Below are 17155 nucleotides of genomic sequence, written 5' to 3' on the forward strand. Positions count from 1 at the left end.
CGCCTGTCCCCAACCCTTGCTGGCCCTCCCCCTGTGGGGGAGGCGATCGCGTAGCGATCGGTGGGGGGAGTTTTGGGATCGTCGATCCTGGCGGTGGCCAGCTGCCGACCGCTCCCCCCACCGTCGGCTTCGCCGACACCTCCCCCACGGGGGGAGGACCTTTCCGACTTGCGAACCGCGCGGCGCGCCCGCATGAAGCGGCCCCAGGGACGTACATGGGGACAGCATGACCACCCAGACCTTCACCGACACCGAGCGCCGGATGACCCTGGCCGGGCTGATGATCGTCTTCCTGCTAAGCGCCTTGGACCAGACGGTGGTCTCCACGGCCATGCCGCGGATCATCGCCGAGCTGAACGGCCTGACCCTCTATTCTTGGGTGACCACCGCCTACCTGCTGACCTCGACGGTGATGGTGCCGATCTGGGGCAAGCTGGGCGACATCTACGGGCGCAAGCCCGTGCTGCTGGCCGGCATCGGCATCTTCCTGGCCGGCTCATGGCTGTCGGGCCTGTCCGGCGAGTTCGGACCGGTGCTGGGCATGAGCGGCATGGTCCAGCTGATCGTCTTCCGCGCCCTGCAGGGGATCGGCGGCGGCGCCCTGTTCACCACCGCCTTCGCGATCATCGCCGACCTCTATCCGCCGCGCGAGCGGGGCAAGTTCGCCGGCATCTTCGGTTCGGTGTTCGGCCTGGCCAGCGTGCTGGGCCCGCTGATCGGCGGCTATTTCACCGACCACGGGACCGTGCAGCTGGGCTCGCACCTGATCGCCGGCTGGCGCTGGGTGTTCTACGTCAACCTGCCGCTCAGCCTGCTGTCCCTCTTCATGATCCTGGTGAAGATGCCGCCGCTGGAGCACCGGCGCTCGGGCGCGGTTGACTATCTCGGCGCGATCCTGCTGGTCGCCGCCTTCGTGCCGCTGCTGCTGGCCCTCAGCCAGGGCGGCCACGACTTCGCCTGGAGCTCGCCCCAGAGCCTGGGCCTGTTCGCCTTCGCGGCCGTGGCGCTGGCCCTGTTCCTCTACGCTCAGACCCGGGTCAGCAACCCGTTGGTGCCGCTGCGGCTGTTCGGCAACCGGGTGTTCGCGACCGCCAACCTGGCCGGCTTCCTGATCTCCATGGCCTTCCTGGGCGTGGTGACCTACCTGCCGCTCTACATGCAGTTGGGCCTGGGGGTGGACGCCACGACCAGCGGCCTGGCCATCCTGCCGCTGATGGGCGGGCTGATCGTGGCCTCGACCGCCGCCGGCCAGCTGGTCAGCAAGACCGGCCGCTACAAGCCGCTGATGATCGGCGGAGCGGTGCTGCTGCTGGTCGGGATCGGGCTGTTGACCCAGGTGACCGCCCACACCACCCTGCCCGACCTGTGCTGGCGGATGGCCATCGTCGGCCTGGGCCTGGGACCGGGCCAGAGCATGTTCAACATCGCCACCCAGAACGCCGTCGAGGTGCGCGACATCGGCGTGGCCACCAGCTCCAACCAATTCTTCCGCCAGATCGGCTCGACGATCGGGGTCGCGCTGTTCGGCGCCCTGCTGACCCACCGCCTGGGCGCCGAGGGCCAGGGCTTCGACCTGGGCTCCCTGCAAGGCCTGGCCCTGAAGGCCACCGCGCAGGGCGCGGCCCGCCACGCCGATCCGGTCCTGGCCCAGGCCCTGACCCACGCCATCACCGGCGTGTTCGCCGCCGGCCTGGTCGTGATCGTGGCCGGGCTGGTGGTGATCTTCATGATCCCGGAACTGCCGCTGCGCAGCCGGCAGCCCGGGCCGGAACCGGTGCTGGAGAAGGAGCCGGTTTAAGAGCCCAGCGCGCGATTGGGGACAGGCGCATGCGCCTGTCCCCAGCCTTATCCGCGCCCTACAGGAAGCTGTACGGATCCACGTCGAACACCACCCGCACCGAGTTCGGAACCTTGGCCCGCGCCCGCCACGCGGCCAGGAAACCCTGCAGGTCCACCGTGCGATCCGCCCGGACCAGGAACCGCTTCCTCCGCCGGCCGCGCACCAGGGCCAGCGGCGCGTCGGCGGGGCCGAACACCTCGACACCCTCGGCGTTGGGCGTGGCGGCCGCCAGGGCGTTGCAATAGGCCTCCAGGGCCACCGGATCGGGACCGGTGGCGATCACCGCCGCCAGACGTCCGAACGGCGGCAGGCCGGCCTCCTGGCGCATGGCCATCTCGGCCTCGACGAAGGCGTCGCGGTCCTGGGCCTTCAGGGCCTGCAGCACGCCGTGCTCGGGCGAATAGGTCTGGAGCAGCGCCCGGCCCGGCTTCTCGTGCCGCCCGGCCCGTCCCGCCGCCTGGGCCAGCAGCTGGAACGTCCGCTCCCCGGCCCGCAGATCGCCGCCGCGCAAGGACAGGTCCGCGTCCACCACGCCGACCAGGGTGAGGTTGGGGAAGTTGTGCCCCTTGGCCGCCGCCTGGGTCGCCACCAGGATGTCGATCTCGCCGGCCGCCATGCTGTCGACCAGGGCCCGCGCCCCGGCCGCGTCGAACACCGTGTCGGACGAGAAGACCGCCACCCGGGCGTCGGGGAACAGGTGGCGCGCCTCCTCCTCCACCCGCTCCACGCCGGGGCCGATCGAGGTCAGGCTGTCCTTGGCTCCGCAGTGCGGGCAGGCGTCGGGCTTCTTCATCGAGAAGCCCGTCAGGTGGCAGACCAGGCGGCCGGTATAGCGGTGCTCGACCAGCCAGCTGTCGGTGTCGGGCGACTTCATCTTCTCGCCGCAGGCCTTGCACAGCACCAGCGGCGCATAGCCCCGGCGGTTCAGGAACAGCAGGCTCTGCTCGCCGCGCGACAGGGCGACCGACACCGCCTTGACCAGCGGCGGCGACAGCCAGCGGCCCGGCTCCGGCGGGGTCTCGCGCATGTCGATCAGGGCGATGTCCGGCAGTTGCGCGGCGCCGTGGCGGGCCGACAGCCTCAACCAGCGATAGCGGCCCTGCTGGGCGTTCCACAGGCTTTCCAGCGACGGGGTGGCCGAGGCCAGCACCACCAGCGCGCCCTCGATCTTGGCGCGGGCCACGGCCAGGTCGCGGGCCTGGTAGATGAAGCCCTCCTCCTGCTTGAACGAGCCGTCGTGCTCCTCGTCGACCACCACCAGCCGCAGCTTGCGGAACGGCAGGAACAGGGCCGAGCGGGCCCCGACCACGATCCGCGCCTTGCCGGTGGCCACGCCCTCCCAGGCGCGGCGGCGGCGGGGCGGCGAGACGCCCGAATGCCACTCGACCGGGGCCGCGCCGAACCGGCTCTCGAAACGGGCGATCACCGCCTGGGTCAGGGCGATCTCGGGCAGCAGGATCAGCACCTGGTTGTCGGGATCGGCGGCCAGGGCGGCGGCCACGGCCTCCAGATAGACCTCGGTCTTGCCCGAGCCGGTCACCCCGTCCAGCAGGGCCGCCTGGAAGCCGCCGGCGCCGAGCATCTGGGCCAGCACGTCGGCCGAGGCCCGCTGGCTGGGATTGAGCGCCTGCGGCGGCAGCGACAGGTCGGGCTGCGGGAAGCTAGTGTCCGGCTCCAGCCAGGTGACGGCCAGCACGCCCTCGTCGACCAGCCCCTTCACGACGCCCGCCGAGACGCCGGCCGCGGTGGCCAGGGCGCCCGAGGCCAGCGGCCCATGCTCGGCGGCCGCCAGCACCTTCAGACGGGCCGGCGTCATCTTGGCCGGCTGGGCGCCGGTCAGGGTCAGGGCCTTGTCGGGCTTGGCGGCCGGATGGCGCAGGCCGCGCAGGGCCATGGCCAGGGGCCAGCCGGGAATGTCGACCGAATAGCGCGCCGCCCACTCCACGAAGGTCAGGACGCCCGGCGGCAGCGGCGGGTCGTCCACCCGTTCCAGCACCGGCTTCAGCGGCCGGTTGCCGCCCGTCCCGTCGCGCAGGGCGGTGACCACGCCGCGAATCACGCGCGGGCCCAGCGGCACGGTCACGTGGTCGCCGACCTCCAGACCCAGGCCTTCCGGCTCGGCGTAGTCGAACGCCTCGGGCAACGGCATGGGCAGCAGGACGGAGGCTATGCGGGGCATGGGACCAGACATGAAGGGACTTGGGTTCTGCCTCGGAAACATCCCCAGGTCGAGAGGAGCCGTCGCCGCGCCATCAAGCCGCTGTTAACCGACTTGGGGCTTCATCGGTCTCGTCCCCGACGTGAACATATGGGGACGAAGTGCGAACGGAGTAGGACCGCCCATGACCGACGCGACGCAAGCCAGGCTGCCCCTGACGGTCGATCCCGCGCTGGTCCGCGACTTCCTGCTGGCCGAGCCCGACTTCCTGCACAGCGATCCCGACCTGCTCAGCGACCTGGGCCTGCGTCCCGACGCCAGCAACATTGTCGACTTCGGGCCCGCCGCCCTGGCCCGGATCTCGGCCGCCCACGAGCGCGAGGCCCTGGTCCGCCGCCGGATCGAGGCCACCGCCCGCGCCAACTTCTCGGCCCAGGCCCAGACCCACGCCGCGGTCATCGACCTGCTGGACGCCCGCAATCATTCCGACCTGGCCCGCCGGGTCGACGAGATGGCCATCCTGCGCTTCGGCCTGGCCGCCGGCGTCGTCGTGCTGGAAGGCCCGGGCCGAGTGCCCGCCGGCTGGCACGGCCTGATCGCCGGCCAGATCGACATGACAATGGGCGACCACGGCGTGGCCCGGATGGGCTTCCACGCCCCCGCGCTGGGCCTGTTCGGCGACCGCATCGAAGAGATCAAGAGCATGGCCATCGTCCGCATGGCCCTGTGGGAGCCTTCGCGCCAGGGCCTGCTGGCCTTCGGCTCGGCCGACCCCGAAGGCTTCACGGCCGACATGGGCACGGACCTGGTAGCCTTCCTGGCCCGCGTCGTCGAGCGCACGGCCGAGCGCTGGCCGATCCTGTGACCGGCGCCCGCCAGGCCCTGACCGCCTGGCTGGACCATCTGGCCAACGAGCGGCGCGCCTCGCCGCGCACCGTGCGGGCCTATGGCGACAACGTCCTGGCCTATCTGAACTTCCTGGAGCGCCATCGCGGCGAGCCTTCGTCGGTCGCCGACATGGGCGCGATCACCGCCGCCGAGCTGCGCGCCTATCTGGCCTTCCGCCGCGAGCCCTCGTCTTCGAAGGCTGACGACGGCCTCTCGCCGCGCTCGCTGTCGCAGAGCCTCTCGTCGATCCGCGCCTTCCACCGCTATCTCGACCACCGGCTGGACACGCCCAACGCCGCCATCGGCCTGGTGCGCGGGCCGCGCATCAAGGTCGGCGCCCCGCGTCCGGTGTCCGAAGACCAGGCCCACGGCCTGATCGCCGAGCTGTCGCTGGATCCCGACCGCGAGGACTGGGAGGTGGCCCGCGACGAGGCGGTGCTGACCCTGCTGTGGGGCTGCGGCCTGCGGATTTCCGAGGGCCTGTCCCTGACCCGCCGCGACGCGCCCCTGGCCGACACCCTGCGGATCACCGGCAAGGGCGGCAAGACCCGGATCGTGCCGGTGCTCGACATTGTCCGTGAGCGGATCGACGCCTATCTGGCGGCCCTGCCCTTCGCTCTCGGACCCGACGATCCGCTGTTCCGCGCCAAGCGCGGCGGGCCGCTGTCGCCGCGCCACGTCCAGGCGACGATGCAGAACCTGCGCGGCCGCCTGGGCCTGTCGGAGCGCGCCACGCCGCACGCCCTGCGCCACTCGTTCGCCACCCACCTGCTGGGGGCCGGCGCCGACCTGCGCTCGATCCAGGACCTGCTGGGCCACGCCTCGCTGTCGACCACCCAGCGCTACACCCAGGTGGACGCGGCGGGCCTGCTGGCGGCCTACGGCAAGGCCCATCCGCGGGCGTGACGACGATCGGGGCATGCGCTCGTGCGTGTCCCCAGCCTCGAGCGCGGTGCTGGCGCCTATATCGCGAACGCCACGGACAGAGTGGGGACACGCACGAGTGCATGTCCCCGTCCCTACAGGTCCCGCGCCTCCAGCGCCGCCAGCAACGCCGCCAGCCTGTCCGCCTCGGCCTGCACCTCGCGCGCCACGAACGGCGACGGCAGGTCGGCCCGCGCGGTGGGCGGCGAGCGCTTGACCTCCACCAGATTGACCGCCTCGTTGGGATCCAGCGTCAGGTCGTACATCTCCCATTCCTGGGCCGCCTGGCCGGATGGATCGAAATAGCGGCTGAGCTTGTGGCGCGCGGTCCGCACGCAACGCACGTGGTTGGGCTGGCGCACCGAGCCAGGGGCCAGGTTCACGCCCGGATGGTCGTGGTTCACCTGGTCGACCACCCGGTTGTAGACCGCGAACTCCTTGTCGCACTTGAGGTTGGCGGGATCGTCGTTCGAGGGCGACGGCGCGGTGATCTCGTCGTCGGTGATGAACAGCACGCCCTGGCGCTGGCCGCCGTCCGGCTCGATCACCGTGTCGGTCTGGCCCTTCAGCAGGCCCGACAGGTCGACGCCCGGCAGGGGCGGCACGGGGCGGTGGCGGCCCAGGGTCTCGGCGATCCCGGCCCGCTGCTCGGCCGTCACCCCGGCCAGGCCCAGCACGGTGGGCAGGATGTCGATGTGGCTGGTCAGGGCGTCGATCTGGCGCGGCGTGCAACCCAGCGGCCCACGACCCGTCCCCGGCTCATCCTCGACGACCTTCGTCGACGGCGGGAACCGGACGATCACCGGCACGTGCAGGGCCTCCTGATAGGCCGTGTGCCACTTCTCGATCATCATGCCGTGGGCGGCGCCGTACTCCCCGTGGTCGGCCAGGAAGATCACGATGGTGTTGTCGGCCTGGCCGGTGTCCTCCAGCGTCTGCAGGACGGCGGCCACGTGGGTGTCGACGATCGAATGGAGCCAGGCATAGAGCTGCAGGAACTCCAGGGCGTAACGCTCGGGCTCGTCGCTCAGCTGGAACGGGATCACCGCCTTCAGGGCCAGCTTGGCGGCGGTGTCCAAGGCCCGCTCGTCGTTGTCCGGCAGGCGGGGGAACTGGGCCTTCAGCTGCGAGCGGGCGCCGTTGACGATGTTGAAGCCGGTCTTGGCGTTCAGCGCCAGGCCCACCTTGTAGGCGTAGTCGTGCTGGCAGCTGGGCTTGTCGGCCAGGGACTCGTCCTGGGTGGGCGACGGCAAGGCGCAGTCCTGCGGGAAGCCCAGGGCGTTCAGCGCGATCTGCAGCGTGCCGGCGGTCGGCGGCGGCGTCTTCTGCCCCTGCAGCGGCACCGTCAGCGGACCGAAGATCGACTGGGTCCCCGAATTGTCCGGGGTCGGCAGGGCCTGGGCGATCACCGCGGGATAGGTGGCGATGTCGTGGGGGTTGGTGAACGAGGCGACCGCGAACCAGGGCGGGATGTCGGTCGGATCGGGTCCGTTGGCGTAGGGATCCTGGGCCTGCTCGTCGGCGGCGGCGCGATTGTAGTTCAGGGCCAGGGCCTTGCGGCGGATGAAGGCGCAGGCCTGGTCGGTGAAGCCGGCGTCGCGATAGACGCCCAGATTGTTGATCGCCGCCCCGTGGGGCTCGGGATAGGACTCCTCCCAGTCGTCGAAGCCGTAGCGGTCCAGCGAGTGCTCGGGCGGATTGCTGACGTGCCACTTGCCGAAATAGTGGGTGGTGTAGCCGGCCTCTCGCATCCAGGTCCCCAGGGTGGGGATGCCGTCCGCCGCCAGCCAGGGGAAGTTGTAGGAGTCGCCGCTCTTGAACAGGCCGTCGGTCTGGGTGACCCCGGTCCTGGTTCCGTACTGGCCGGTATAGATCGTCGCCCGGCTGGGCGTGCAGGCGCTGGCGGCGATGGTGTGGTTGCGCAGCAGCGCCGCGTTCGCGCGCAGGGCCAGCAGGCCGGGGAAGAACCTGGCGTAAGGGTTGTGGTCGTCGTCCTCGCGCTGGAAGCCCAGGATCCGCTTCAGCGGCTCGGCGAAGCCCGCCTCGGGCCCATAGGAGAACCGCGGAAAGCGGTACTGGTCGCAGGTGATCAGCAGGATGTTGGGCCGGTTCGCGTCGGTCATGTGCATCTCCCCCAGGGGCCTCCCCACGTCGGGCGGCGCGCTCCCTCGGCGCGGCCCAGCTACGCACTATTAGGTTGAAATCATGGCGTCTCAACCATCTATGGACGCACATCACGGTCGCTGCGGCGACGCCTCGCTGTGACATTCCGTCGCTCGGAGGCGGCCAAAGCCTTGCAGTTAACTGCGTTTTTACGGCGTTGGCGGCTTCTGGCCTCAAGACCGGAGCCCGTCCCCCTTTTCGGGCCCATCCGGACATGAGGTTTGCGATGAAGTTCGACGATCTGAAGATTTCGACCAAGGTGGCCCTGCCGGCCGTCATCCTGACCGTGGTCGCCCTGTCGATCACCGGCGTCAGCGCCTGGCAGTCCAAGGTGTCCGAAGCCGCCACCAAGGTGCTCGTCGAACAGCGCGCCCCCGCCGAACTGGAAAGCTCGCGCTTCAACCGCCGCGTCACCGCCATCGGTTACGCGGCCTATCGCACGGTCTCCAACGACGGCGCCTCGGCCGAGGCCAAGGCCGCCAGCGACGAGATCGACCTGGCCTACAAGGAAGCCAAGGCCAATCTGGAAGGCATCAAGAAGGCCGATCCGTCGACCGCCAAGATGGTCGCGGGCTTCCACAACCGCCTCGACGGCATCTATTCCAGCGCCCGCCAAGGCGCCGACCTGGGCCTTCAGAACGCCGGCGAGGCCGCCAAGATGGTGATGGGGGTCATTGACCCCGACATCGCCAGCCTGAGCAAGGACGTCAGCGCCTACACCAACAAGCACAACGACGAGACCAAGGCGATGGTGGCCAAGGCCGCCAAGGAAGCGACCACCGGCACCCTGCTGTCGATCGTCTTCGGCCTGATCGCCTCGGCCGCCGCCCTGGTCTTCGCCCTGTGGATCGGCCGTTCGAAGATCTCGGCCCCGCTGGCCAGCCTGTCGCGCACCATGGAAGTGCTGGCCCAGGGTTCGGTGGATGTCGACGTCGTCGGCGCCCAGCGCAAGGACGAGGTCGGCGCCATGGCCCGCTCGGTCCAGGTGTTCAAGGACAACGCCCTGGCCCTGCGCACCGCCGAGGCCGCCCAACAACGCGCCAGCGCCGAGACCGAAGCCGAACGCGCCCGCAACCAGGAAGCCGCCGAAGCCGCCGCCCGCGAGCAGGCCTTCGTCATGGAGAACATCGCCACGGGCTTGACCCGCCTGGCCGACGGCGACCTGACCTATCGCGTCGACGCCGCCTTCCCGCCGGCCTACCAGCGCCTGCAGAGCGACTTCAACGGCGCCATCACCCAGATGGAAGACGCCATGCGCACCATCGTCCACGCCGCGAACAGCATCGGTTCGGGTTCGGACGAAATCGCCTCGGCCGCCGACGACCTGTCGCGCCGCAGCGAGCAGCAGGCCGCCAGCCTGGAGGAAACCGCCGCCGCCCTGGACGAGATCACCGCCACGGTGAAGCGCTCGTCGGCTGGCGCCGTCGAAGCCTCGCGCGTCGTCACCTCGACCCGTTCGGACGCCGAACGCTCGGCCGTGGTGGTGCGCGGCGCCGTCGACGCCATGAACGAGATCGAGAAGTCCTCGCAGTCGATCAGCCAGATCATCGGCGTCATCGACGAGATCGCCTTCCAGACCAACCTGCTGGCCCTGAACGCCGGTGTCGAAGCGGCACGGGCCGGTGACGCGGGCCGCGGCTTCGCGGTGGTGGCGCAGGAAGTGCGGGCCCTGGCCCAGCGCTCGGCCGACGCCGCCAAGGAGATCAAGACGCTGATCTCGTCCTCGACCCAGCAGGTCAGCCAGGGCGTGTCGATGGTCGGCCAGACCGGCGAGGCCCTGCAGGCCATCGTCAGCAAGGTCAGCGAGATCGACGGCCTGGTCAGCGAGATCGCCGCCTCGGGCGCCGAACAGGCCACCGGCCTCAACGAGGTCAACGCCGCCGTCAACCAGATGGACCAGACCGTTCAGCAGAACGCCGCCATGGTCGAGCAGTCGACCGCCGCCAGCCACGCCCTGAAGGGCGAGGCCAACGGCCTGATGCAGATGATCGGGCGTTTCCAAGTGAACGGCGCAAGCGCCGCCGTCACCACGAGCCGCCGCGCCGCTCCGGCCACCCAGGTGACCCGCCCGGCCCCGCGCCCGTCCGTCGCCCCGGCCACCGCGACCAGCCGCCCCGGCGCCAACCCGGTCCGCGCGGCCCAGGCCAAGCTGGCCGCCTTCGCCGGCTCGGCCCAGCCGAGCTCGGACGACTGGGAAGAATTCTAGGGTTTAAGTAAGCGTACCGCCCTCGCGTTTCGGAGGGCGTCTCCTCCCCTCGAGGACTACCGAAGCCCCGCCGGATTTGCCCCCGGCGGGGCTTTTTCGTGGGCTATCGCCGGCCGGMCGGCCGGTCGACGTTGAAGCGGATGGTCGAGGACACCGGGCAGCCGTCGACGCTGCGCAGGACGGTCAGGGTGTGGTTGGCCGGCGGCAGCTCGCCCAGGCGCTGGATCTTGGACGGGAGGTTCGGCGGGGGCTGATCGGCCAGTTGCAGGCCCGACGCCCGACAGGCGGCCGCCTTGCGGCTCGCCGCCATGGCCCCTTCCTTCGAGGCATAGACGGTGACCCGCCCAGAAGGCGCATGCATCGAGGGCGGTGGCGCGGCCTGGACGGCGGAAGCCAGCAGCAGAGCGGACAAAAGCACGGCGGGGCTCCGTTTCCGAAACCCCGCCATTCTACGTCCGATTGAACACGATCGCTCGTTAACTCGGGGCAATGTGCCCCGGCATCGGCGCTAGTCGAAGACGGTCGCGTCGGCGACGCTCTTGGGCAACCGCTTCCAGTCGGCCTTGGAAATCACATAGGTGCCGGCCAGCATGTCGCCCAGCCGCTGGCGATTGTCATTGAGCGCCACCGTTATGCCGGCGGGAATGCCGCCCAGCAGCAGAGGATTGACCTCGACAAGGCGGGTCACGGTGCGGCCGGCGGCGCGCAGCAGACCCGGTCGCTCACCCTTCTCGTCGACGACCACCAGACCAAGGATCAACTTGCCCAGGCTCTGCCCCCACAGGCCTTCCGTGACCGGGAAATAGCCCAGCAGGAACACGAGGCCCAAGACACCGCCCAACAGGTCCAGCTTGATCAGGGCGAAGAGCCCGTAGATCGCCACCAGACCGACGGCGAGCGCGATCAGGTCGATCCAGCATCCCGCCCAGCGCTTGATGATGATCGTCGCGGCGTCTTGCCGCCGAGCCGCCCCGATCACCGTCACGGGCAGCCTGTTTTCGTCATAGGCCATGAAAAATCCCCCACTGAAGCTGAGCAGTGGGGGATTGTTTGGATCAGGACGTCAAGTTGTCCGTGGTCGTCAAGCCTGCATCGTCCAGCCTTCGACGCCCATGGCCGCCTGGCGGAAGCCCTCCGAGCGGGTCGGGTGCGGGTGGCAGGTGCGGGCGACGTCTTCCGACGAGCCGCCGAACTCCATGGCCACGCAGATCTCGGCGATCATGTCGCCGACGTTCGGGCCGACGGCGTGGGCGCCCAGGATGCGGTCGGTCTTGGCGTCGGCCAGCACCTTCACGAAGCCGTCGGTCTCGTGGTTGATCTTGGCGCGGCTGTTGGCCAGGAACGGGAACTTGCCGACCTTGTAGGCGACGCCCGCGGCCTTGAGGTCCTCCTCGGTCTTACCGACCGTGGCGACTTCCGGCTTGGTGTAGATGACGCCCGGGATGATGTCGTAGTTCACGTGACCGGCCTTGCCTGCGATCAGCTCCATGCAGGCCACCGCCTCGTCCTCGGCCTTGTGGGCCAGCATCGGGCCGCTGGTGACGTCGCCGATCACCCAGATTCCGTCGACGCCGGTCTTGTAGTGGTCGTTGGCGATCACGCCGCGCTTGTCGGGCACGATGCCGACCGTCTCCAGGCCCAGGCCTTGGGTGAACGGGCGACGGCCGATGGCCACCAGCACGTAGTCGGCCTGCAGGGTCTCGGCGACGCCGCCGGCCACGGGCTCGAGCGTCAGCTTGACCTGCTTGTCGCCGGCGGTCGCCCCGGTGACCTTCGAGGCCAGCTTGAACTTGAAGCCCTGCTTGCCGAGGATCTTCTGGAAGGCGTTGGCCACTTCGGTGTCAGTGCCCGGCAGGATGCGGTCCAGGAACTCGACTACGGTCACCTCGGCGCCCAGGCGCTTCCAGACCGAGCCCAGCTCCAGGCCGATGACGCCGGCGCCGACCACGATCAGGCTCTTGGGCACGTCAGGCAGGCTCAGCGCGCCGGTCGAGTCGACGATGCGCTTGTTGTCGACGGTCACGCCCGGCAGCGGGGTGGGCTCCGAGCCCGTGGCGATGACGATGTTCTTGGTCTCGAGCACGGTTTCCGTGCCGTCCTCGGCCTTCACGACCACCTTGCCGGGTCCGTCGATGCGGCCCCAGCCCTTGATGTAGTCGACCTTGTTCTTCTTCATCAGGAACTCGACGCCCTTGGTCAGGGCTTCGACGCTCTCGGCCTTCTGGGCCATCATCTGGGGCAGGTTCAGCTTCGGCTTGACCTCGATGCCCAGCTTGGCGAACTCGCCGCCGCTGGCGGCTTCGAACATCTCCGAGGCGTGCAGCAGGGCCTTGGACGGCATGCAGCCGACGTTCAGGCAGGTGCCGCCCAGCTTGCCGCGTCCTTCGACGATGGCGGTCTTCAGACCCAGCTGCCCGGCGCGGATCGCGCCGTTGTAGCCGCCGGGGCCGCCCCCGATGATGACGACGTCGTATTGAGCCATGGATCTTCGCCTTGAGACGCGCCACGTTCGGCGCCGGACAGAAAATGGGGCCTGTCCCCCGGTTTCCCAAGGGTGACTGGGCGCGGGTACTCCTAGCGCCTCTGCCTTAAGGATCAACCCAACAGGTGCGTTAAAAGGCGCGTTCATGCGGTCTTGCGCGATTCCGCCCCGACGATCGGCGTGCGCGCCGGACGGAGGGTCTAGCGAAGCGCCGACGTCCCGCCCGCGATATAGCTCAGCCAGGCCCAGGCGATGACCAGGAGGCTGAGGAGGCTGATCGCGGTCAGCGCGACGACCACGCCCGTCACGGCGGCATGTCGACGCCGCCCGACCACCAGCAGCCCGCCGGCCCAACCCAGCAGAAGCGCCAGGACCAGGGCCAAGCCGGTGCGGGCGGCCCCGACAGCCGGCGCGGCCGGGCGGGGCGGGATCGGCTCGTCGTCCTCGGGCTCTTCCGGAGGCGGCGCACCCGCTCGGAGCTCGCCGATCAGGGCCTTGGCCTCGGCCGCCTGGTCCTCGGGCGCCCAGAGGCGGAAGCCGCCCATGGCGATGGTCATGATGAAGTCGGCCCCGCCCCAGTACTCGTTCTGCACCAGCACCTGCACGCCCTCGGCCCGCAGGCGCGAGGCGGCGATCTGGGCTTCGGTCAGGTCGGCGAACCGGGCGATTTCCTTCAGGCTCATGCGAGGCCTCCGTGACCGAAGCCTGACCGAGAAACGCCGCGACCTCAAGGATGCGGCGGCGAGACCTCGTACCGGGCCGCCAGGACCCGGGTGATCGGGCCTTCATTGGTGGCGAACCACAGGCCGTTCGCCTCCCGCAGATCACCGTCGCGCAGGTCCGGATGCTCGAACGGCGCGGCCAGGATCAGGGTCGGCAGATTCTGATGCGCCTCGCCCAGCAGGTCGACCACCGAACGGCGCGGGCGCTCATAGGGCAGGTAGGCGATGTCCAGCTGGGCGCGCACCGCCGGATAGTAGCCCAGGAACCCTTCCACGGCCGCGCAGGCCATGCAGAACCACGGCCGGTCCTGGTCGATCCAGTCGGGGCGGAGCAGGAACAGGCGGTCTTTCATGAGGCGGACTCCAGGGCGGACGCGGCGAACCGCTTGCGATACTCGGCCGGGGTGACCCCGACATGGCGCGCGAAGGCCCGGCGCAGGGTGTCGGGGTCGGAAAAGCCGCAGCGCGCGGCGACCTGCTTGGGCGGCTCGCTCCCGGTTTCCAGCAGGCGTCGCGCCGCCGCCACCCGCACGGTCTCGATCCAGGCGGCCGGGGTGACGCCGACCTCGTCGCGGAACACCCGGGCGAAGTGGCGGGGGCTGAGGCCCATCCGGCGGGCCAGGCTGGTCACGTCGTGGTCCTCGGCCGGGTTGGCGGCGACCCAGCGCTGCACCGCCTGCAGGGCCGAGCGGCCCGCGGGCGCGGCCTCGCCGTGGCGGCTGAACTGCATCTGGCCGCCGGGCCGCTTGAAGAACATCACCAGCTGGGCGGCGACCTTCAGGGCGATCTCGCGACCCAGATCCTCCTCGACCAGGGCCAGGGCCAGGTCGAGGCCCGCCGTGACGCCGGCGGCGGTGCGCAGCGCCCCGTCACGAACGTGGATGGCGTCGGCCTCGACCATGACCGACGGAAAGGCCAGGGCCAGCCGCTCGGCCACGGCCCAGTGGGTGGTGACCCGCCGTCCGTCCAGCAGGCCGGCCGCGCCCAGCAGGAAGGCCCCGCTGCACACCGAGCCGTGGCGACGGCTTTTCGCGGCGGCGGCCCGCAGCCAGTCGCCGACCGCCGGATCCAGCCGCGTCTCGGCCGCCTTGGGCGCGCCCGCGACCAGCAGGGTGTCGATCATGCCCCAGTCGGCCGCGTCCCACGCCTCGCCGATCACGTGGTCGGCCAGCAGCCGGACGCCGGACGAGCTGCGGACGGCGCGGCCTTCCGACGAGACCACGCAGGGCCGATAGACCGCCCGGCCCGTCTGGGCGTTGGCCTCGGCGAAGACGTCCAGGGGCCCGGACACGTCCAGCAGCTGCACGCCGGGGACGGCGAGGATGGCGATCGTCCGGGTCATGCGCGCCTCCTGTCCTGATCGGCGGCCGAATGGCAGAAATCGTCGCGCCACGTCAATAGCAGACATCGCCATGCGCGCCTAGCGTCCGATCATCAGTCCCGCAGCCCGGGCCAACCCAGGATCAAGCCCATGACGATCGACACCGTGGCCATTCCCGACAGCCGCCTCGCCCGCCAGATCACCGAGCTGGTGCGCGACACCGAGACGCCCCTGCTCTTCCACCATTCCAGCCAGGTCTATTATTTCGCGGCCCTGGCCGGGTTGCGTCGCGGCCTGACCTTCGACCGCGAGCTGCTCTACGCCGGGGCGATGTTCCACGACATGGGGCTGACCCATCAGCACAGCAGCGCCCACGAGCGGTTCGAGGTCGACGGCGCCAACGCCGCCCGAGACTTCCTGCGCGGCCAGGGCCTGTCGCCGCACGACATCGACACGGTGTGGACCGCGATCGCCCTGCACACCACGCCGGGCATCCCCCAGCACATGCACCCGGTCGTCGCCCTGGTCACCGCCGGGGTGGAGATGGATGTGCTGGGCCTGGACTTCGAAGGGTTCGGCGACGCCGAGCGCGAGGCCGTGGTCCGCGCCCACCCGCGCGACGACCACTTCAAGGAAGACATCCTCCAGGCCTTCTACGACGGCATCAGGCACAAGCCGCACACCACCTTCGGCAACGTGAAGGCCGACGTCCTGGCCGACAAGGATCCCCACTTCCACCGCGGGAACTTCTGCAGCGTCATCCGCGGCTCGCGCTGGCCGGGGTGAGCGGCCGGCGTCAGGTCCAGCCCTCGACCGTCAGCCCCTTTATCCGATCGAACTCCCGCGTGTTGGATGTCACCAGCGTCCAATCCCGGGCCAGCGCCTGCCCTGCGATCAAGGCGTCAAAGCCGCCGATGGTCTGGCCGCGTGCGCGCAGATCGGCTCGCAGCTGGGCCGCCGTGAAGGCGTCCTCGGCGGTCCAGTTTTCGATCTTGAAGAGGTCGCAAACCTCGATGACGCGTTGTCGCTGGAAATCGGGGCGGGCGCTGATGTTCGCGCCAAGCATCAGCTTGTGGAAGGCCAGGGGGCAGAGATACAGCGGCGTCTTATCGACGAGCAGCAGACGAAAACGCTCGCGAAAATCCGGCCGACGCCCGCGCAGGATATCGACGATGATGCAGGTGTCGAAGGAGAGGCTCACGGTTCGAGATCAATCTCCCGGGGATCGGGCTGCGGTTCGCGCTCCGGAAAGGCTTCGTCCGTCAGACCATCGAGCCTCGCCCAGAACGCGCCCATTTCCTCCGGCGTTGGCTTGGGACGCGCCCGAACCGGTTCGAGAATGACTTTCTCGCCTTCACGCCGAACCGTCACCTCGGCGCCCTCGAAGCGAAACGCCTTGGGCAAGCGAACGGCCTGGCTGCCGCCGTGGCTAAAGAGCTTGGCGCGAGCGGGCTGGATGTCGAGCTTGGTCACGGCGACACTCATATATCTACAAGCAATAGATACATCAAAAGCCATTCTAGTTCAACGCGACGTTCCGACCACGAAAAAGGGGGCGCTGTGGGGGCGCCCTTCAGGGCTTCCTTGACCTTGACCAGGAAGGTCACCGCGCCTTGGCCGTCGACCACGCGGTGGTCGTAGCTGAGCGCCAGGTACATCATCGGGCGGACTTCGATCTTGCCGCCGACCACCATGGCCCGCTCCTTGATCGCGTGCATGCCCAGGATGCCCGACTGCGGCGCGTTGAGGATCGGGGTCGACATCAGCGAGCCGTAGATGCCGCCGTTGGTGATGGTGAAGGTGCCGCCCTGCATGTCCTCGATGGCCAGCTGGCCGTCGCGGGCCTTCTTGCCCAGGGCGCCGATGGCCTTCTCGATCTCGGCCAGGCTCAGTTGATCGGCGTCACGCACGACCGGAACGACCAGGCCCTTGTCGGTGCCGACGGCCACGCCGATGTCGTAGTGGTTCTTGTAGACGATGTCGGTCCCGTCGATCTCGGCGTTGACGTCCGGCACGGCCTTCAGGGCGGCGACGACCGCCTTGGTGAAGAACGACATGAAGCCCAGCTTCACGCCGTGCTTCTTTTCAAAGACGTCCTTGTAGGAATTGCGCAGGGCCATCACCGCGCTCATGTCGACCTCGTTGAAGGTCGTCAGCATGGCGGCGTTGTTCTGGGCTTCCTTCAGGCGGCGGGCGATCGTCTGACGCAGGCGCGTCATCTTCACGCGCTCTTCGCGCTCGTGGATCGGACGCGGCGCGGCCGGGGCGGCGGCCGGAGCCGGGGCGTTGGCGCGGGCTTCCAGGGCGGCCAGGGCATCGCCCTTGGTCACTCGGCCGTCCTTGCCCGAGCCCGCGACCTTCGACAGGTCCAGGTTGTTCTCGGCGGCGATGCGGGCCGGAGCCGGGCTGACCGGCGCGGCGGCGGCCGGAGCCGGAGCAGCGGCGGGCGCG

The 17155-nt window shown here is 69.8% G+C and carries 15 protein-coding genes and 1 pseudogene; 5 read left to right on the forward strand and 11 right to left on the reverse strand.

Annotated features, from left to right (window positions below; genetic code table 11):
* Positions 1 to 226 precede the first annotated feature (226 nt).
* Positions 227 to 1798: an MDR family MFS transporter gene (locus AC1DYP_RS17535; protein WP_477047395.1), complete on the forward strand. Its 1572-nt coding sequence runs from the start codon at positions 227 to 229 to the stop codon at positions 1796 to 1798.
* Positions 1799 to 1856: 58 nt separating this feature from the next.
* On the opposite strand, the gene AC1DYP_RS17540 is transcribed toward AC1DYP_RS17535, so the two are convergent.
* Positions 1857 to 4019 carry a primosomal protein N' gene (locus AC1DYP_RS17540; protein ID WP_477047396.1) on the reverse strand — a complete coding sequence of 721 codons (2163 nt, stop codon included), beginning with the start codon at positions 4017 to 4019 and terminating at the stop codon, positions 1857 to 1859.
* Positions 4020 to 4182: 163 nt separating this feature from the next.
* Between AC1DYP_RS17540 and AC1DYP_RS17545 the strand changes: the two genes are divergently transcribed.
* Together AC1DYP_RS17545 and AC1DYP_RS17550 are read left to right on the forward strand one after the other, a co-directional pair.
* Positions 4183 to 4863 (forward strand): DUF484 family protein, encoded by a 681-nt coding sequence (locus AC1DYP_RS17545; RefSeq protein ID WP_477047397.1) that lies wholly within the window; start codon positions 4183 to 4185, stop codon positions 4861 to 4863.
* Positions 4860 to 5792 (forward strand): tyrosine recombinase XerC, encoded by a 933-nt coding sequence (locus tag AC1DYP_RS17550; protein WP_477047398.1) that lies wholly within the window; start codon positions 4860 to 4862, stop codon positions 5790 to 5792. Before AC1DYP_RS17545 ends, AC1DYP_RS17550 begins: the two co-directional genes overlap by 4 nt.
* Before the next feature lie 113 nt (positions 5793 to 5905).
* Here AC1DYP_RS17550 and AC1DYP_RS17555 read toward each other — a convergent pair whose 3' ends face one another.
* On the reverse strand, positions 5906 to 7933 hold the full coding sequence (locus tag AC1DYP_RS17555; RefSeq protein WP_477047399.1) for a sulfatase-like hydrolase/transferase: 2028 nt from the start codon (positions 7931 to 7933) through the stop codon (positions 5906 to 5908).
* 266 nt (positions 7934 to 8199) lie between these two features.
* On the opposite strand from AC1DYP_RS17555, the gene AC1DYP_RS17560 reads away from it, so the two are divergent.
* On the forward strand, positions 8200 to 10179 hold the full coding sequence (locus AC1DYP_RS17560) for a methyl-accepting chemotaxis protein (RefSeq protein ID WP_477047400.1): 1980 nt from the start codon (positions 8200 to 8202) through the stop codon (positions 10177 to 10179).
* Between the two features lie 103 nt (positions 10180 to 10282).
* Here AC1DYP_RS17560 and AC1DYP_RS17565 read toward each other — a convergent pair whose 3' ends face one another.
* The 6 genes from AC1DYP_RS17565 to AC1DYP_RS17590 form a co-directional block, all read right to left on the reverse strand.
* Entirely contained in the window at positions 10283 to 10597 is a 315-nt protein-coding gene (locus AC1DYP_RS17565; RefSeq protein WP_477047401.1) for a hypothetical protein, read from the reverse strand.
* A 90-nt stretch (positions 10598 to 10687) separates the two neighbouring features.
* On the reverse strand, positions 10688 to 11191 hold the full coding sequence (locus AC1DYP_RS17570) for an RDD family protein (protein ID WP_477047402.1): 504 nt from the start codon (positions 11189 to 11191) through the stop codon (positions 10688 to 10690).
* Positions 11192 to 11260: 69 nt separating this feature from the next.
* Positions 11261 to 12661: a dihydrolipoyl dehydrogenase gene (gene lpdA / locus AC1DYP_RS17575; RefSeq protein WP_477047403.1), complete on the reverse strand. Its 1401-nt coding sequence runs from the start codon at positions 12659 to 12661 to the stop codon at positions 11261 to 11263.
* Between the two features lie 200 nt (positions 12662 to 12861).
* Positions 12862 to 13344, reverse strand: coding sequence for a putative signal transducing protein (locus AC1DYP_RS17580; protein ID WP_477047404.1), 483 nt, complete (start codon positions 13342 to 13344; stop codon positions 12862 to 12864).
* A gap of 44 nt (positions 13345 to 13388) precedes the next feature.
* Positions 13389 to 13736, reverse strand: a complete 348-nt coding sequence (locus AC1DYP_RS17585) for a DUF3088 family protein (protein WP_477047405.1) — start codon at positions 13734 to 13736, stop codon at positions 13389 to 13391.
* Positions 13733 to 14725 carry a GlxA family transcriptional regulator gene (locus AC1DYP_RS17590; protein WP_477047406.1) on the reverse strand — a complete coding sequence of 331 codons (993 nt, stop codon included), beginning with the start codon at positions 14723 to 14725 and terminating at the stop codon, positions 13733 to 13735. The genes AC1DYP_RS17585 and AC1DYP_RS17590 overlap by 4 nt, the downstream gene beginning before the upstream one ends.
* Before the next feature lie 129 nt (positions 14726 to 14854).
* Here AC1DYP_RS17590 and AC1DYP_RS17595 point away from each other — a divergent pair, with 129 nt between their 5' ends.
* A complete protein-coding gene (locus AC1DYP_RS17595; RefSeq protein WP_477047407.1) occupies positions 14855 to 15490 on the forward strand; it encodes an HD domain-containing protein in 636 nt (211 codons plus the stop codon).
* Positions 15491 to 15500: 10 nt separating this feature from the next.
* Here the strand turns inward: AC1DYP_RS17595 and AC1DYP_RS17600 are convergent, their stop codons facing one another.
* The 3 genes and pseudogenes from AC1DYP_RS17600 to odhB all read right to left on the reverse strand — a co-directional run.
* Positions 15501 to 15905 carry a PIN domain-containing protein gene (locus tag AC1DYP_RS17600; RefSeq protein WP_477047408.1) on the reverse strand — a complete coding sequence of 135 codons (405 nt, stop codon included), beginning with the start codon at positions 15903 to 15905 and terminating at the stop codon, positions 15501 to 15503.
* Entirely contained in the window at positions 15902 to 16177 is a 276-nt protein-coding gene (locus tag AC1DYP_RS17605; RefSeq protein ID WP_477047409.1) for an antitoxin, read from the reverse strand. The genes AC1DYP_RS17600 and AC1DYP_RS17605 overlap by 4 nt, the downstream gene beginning before the upstream one ends.
* Before the next feature lie 98 nt (positions 16178 to 16275).
* A pseudogene (gene odhB / locus AC1DYP_RS17610) lies at positions 16276 to 17155 on the reverse strand (2-oxoglutarate dehydrogenase complex dihydrolipoyllysine-residue succinyltransferase); the annotation flags it as partial.

The organism is Caulobacter sp. P1_D6 (genome assembly GCF_056406095.1).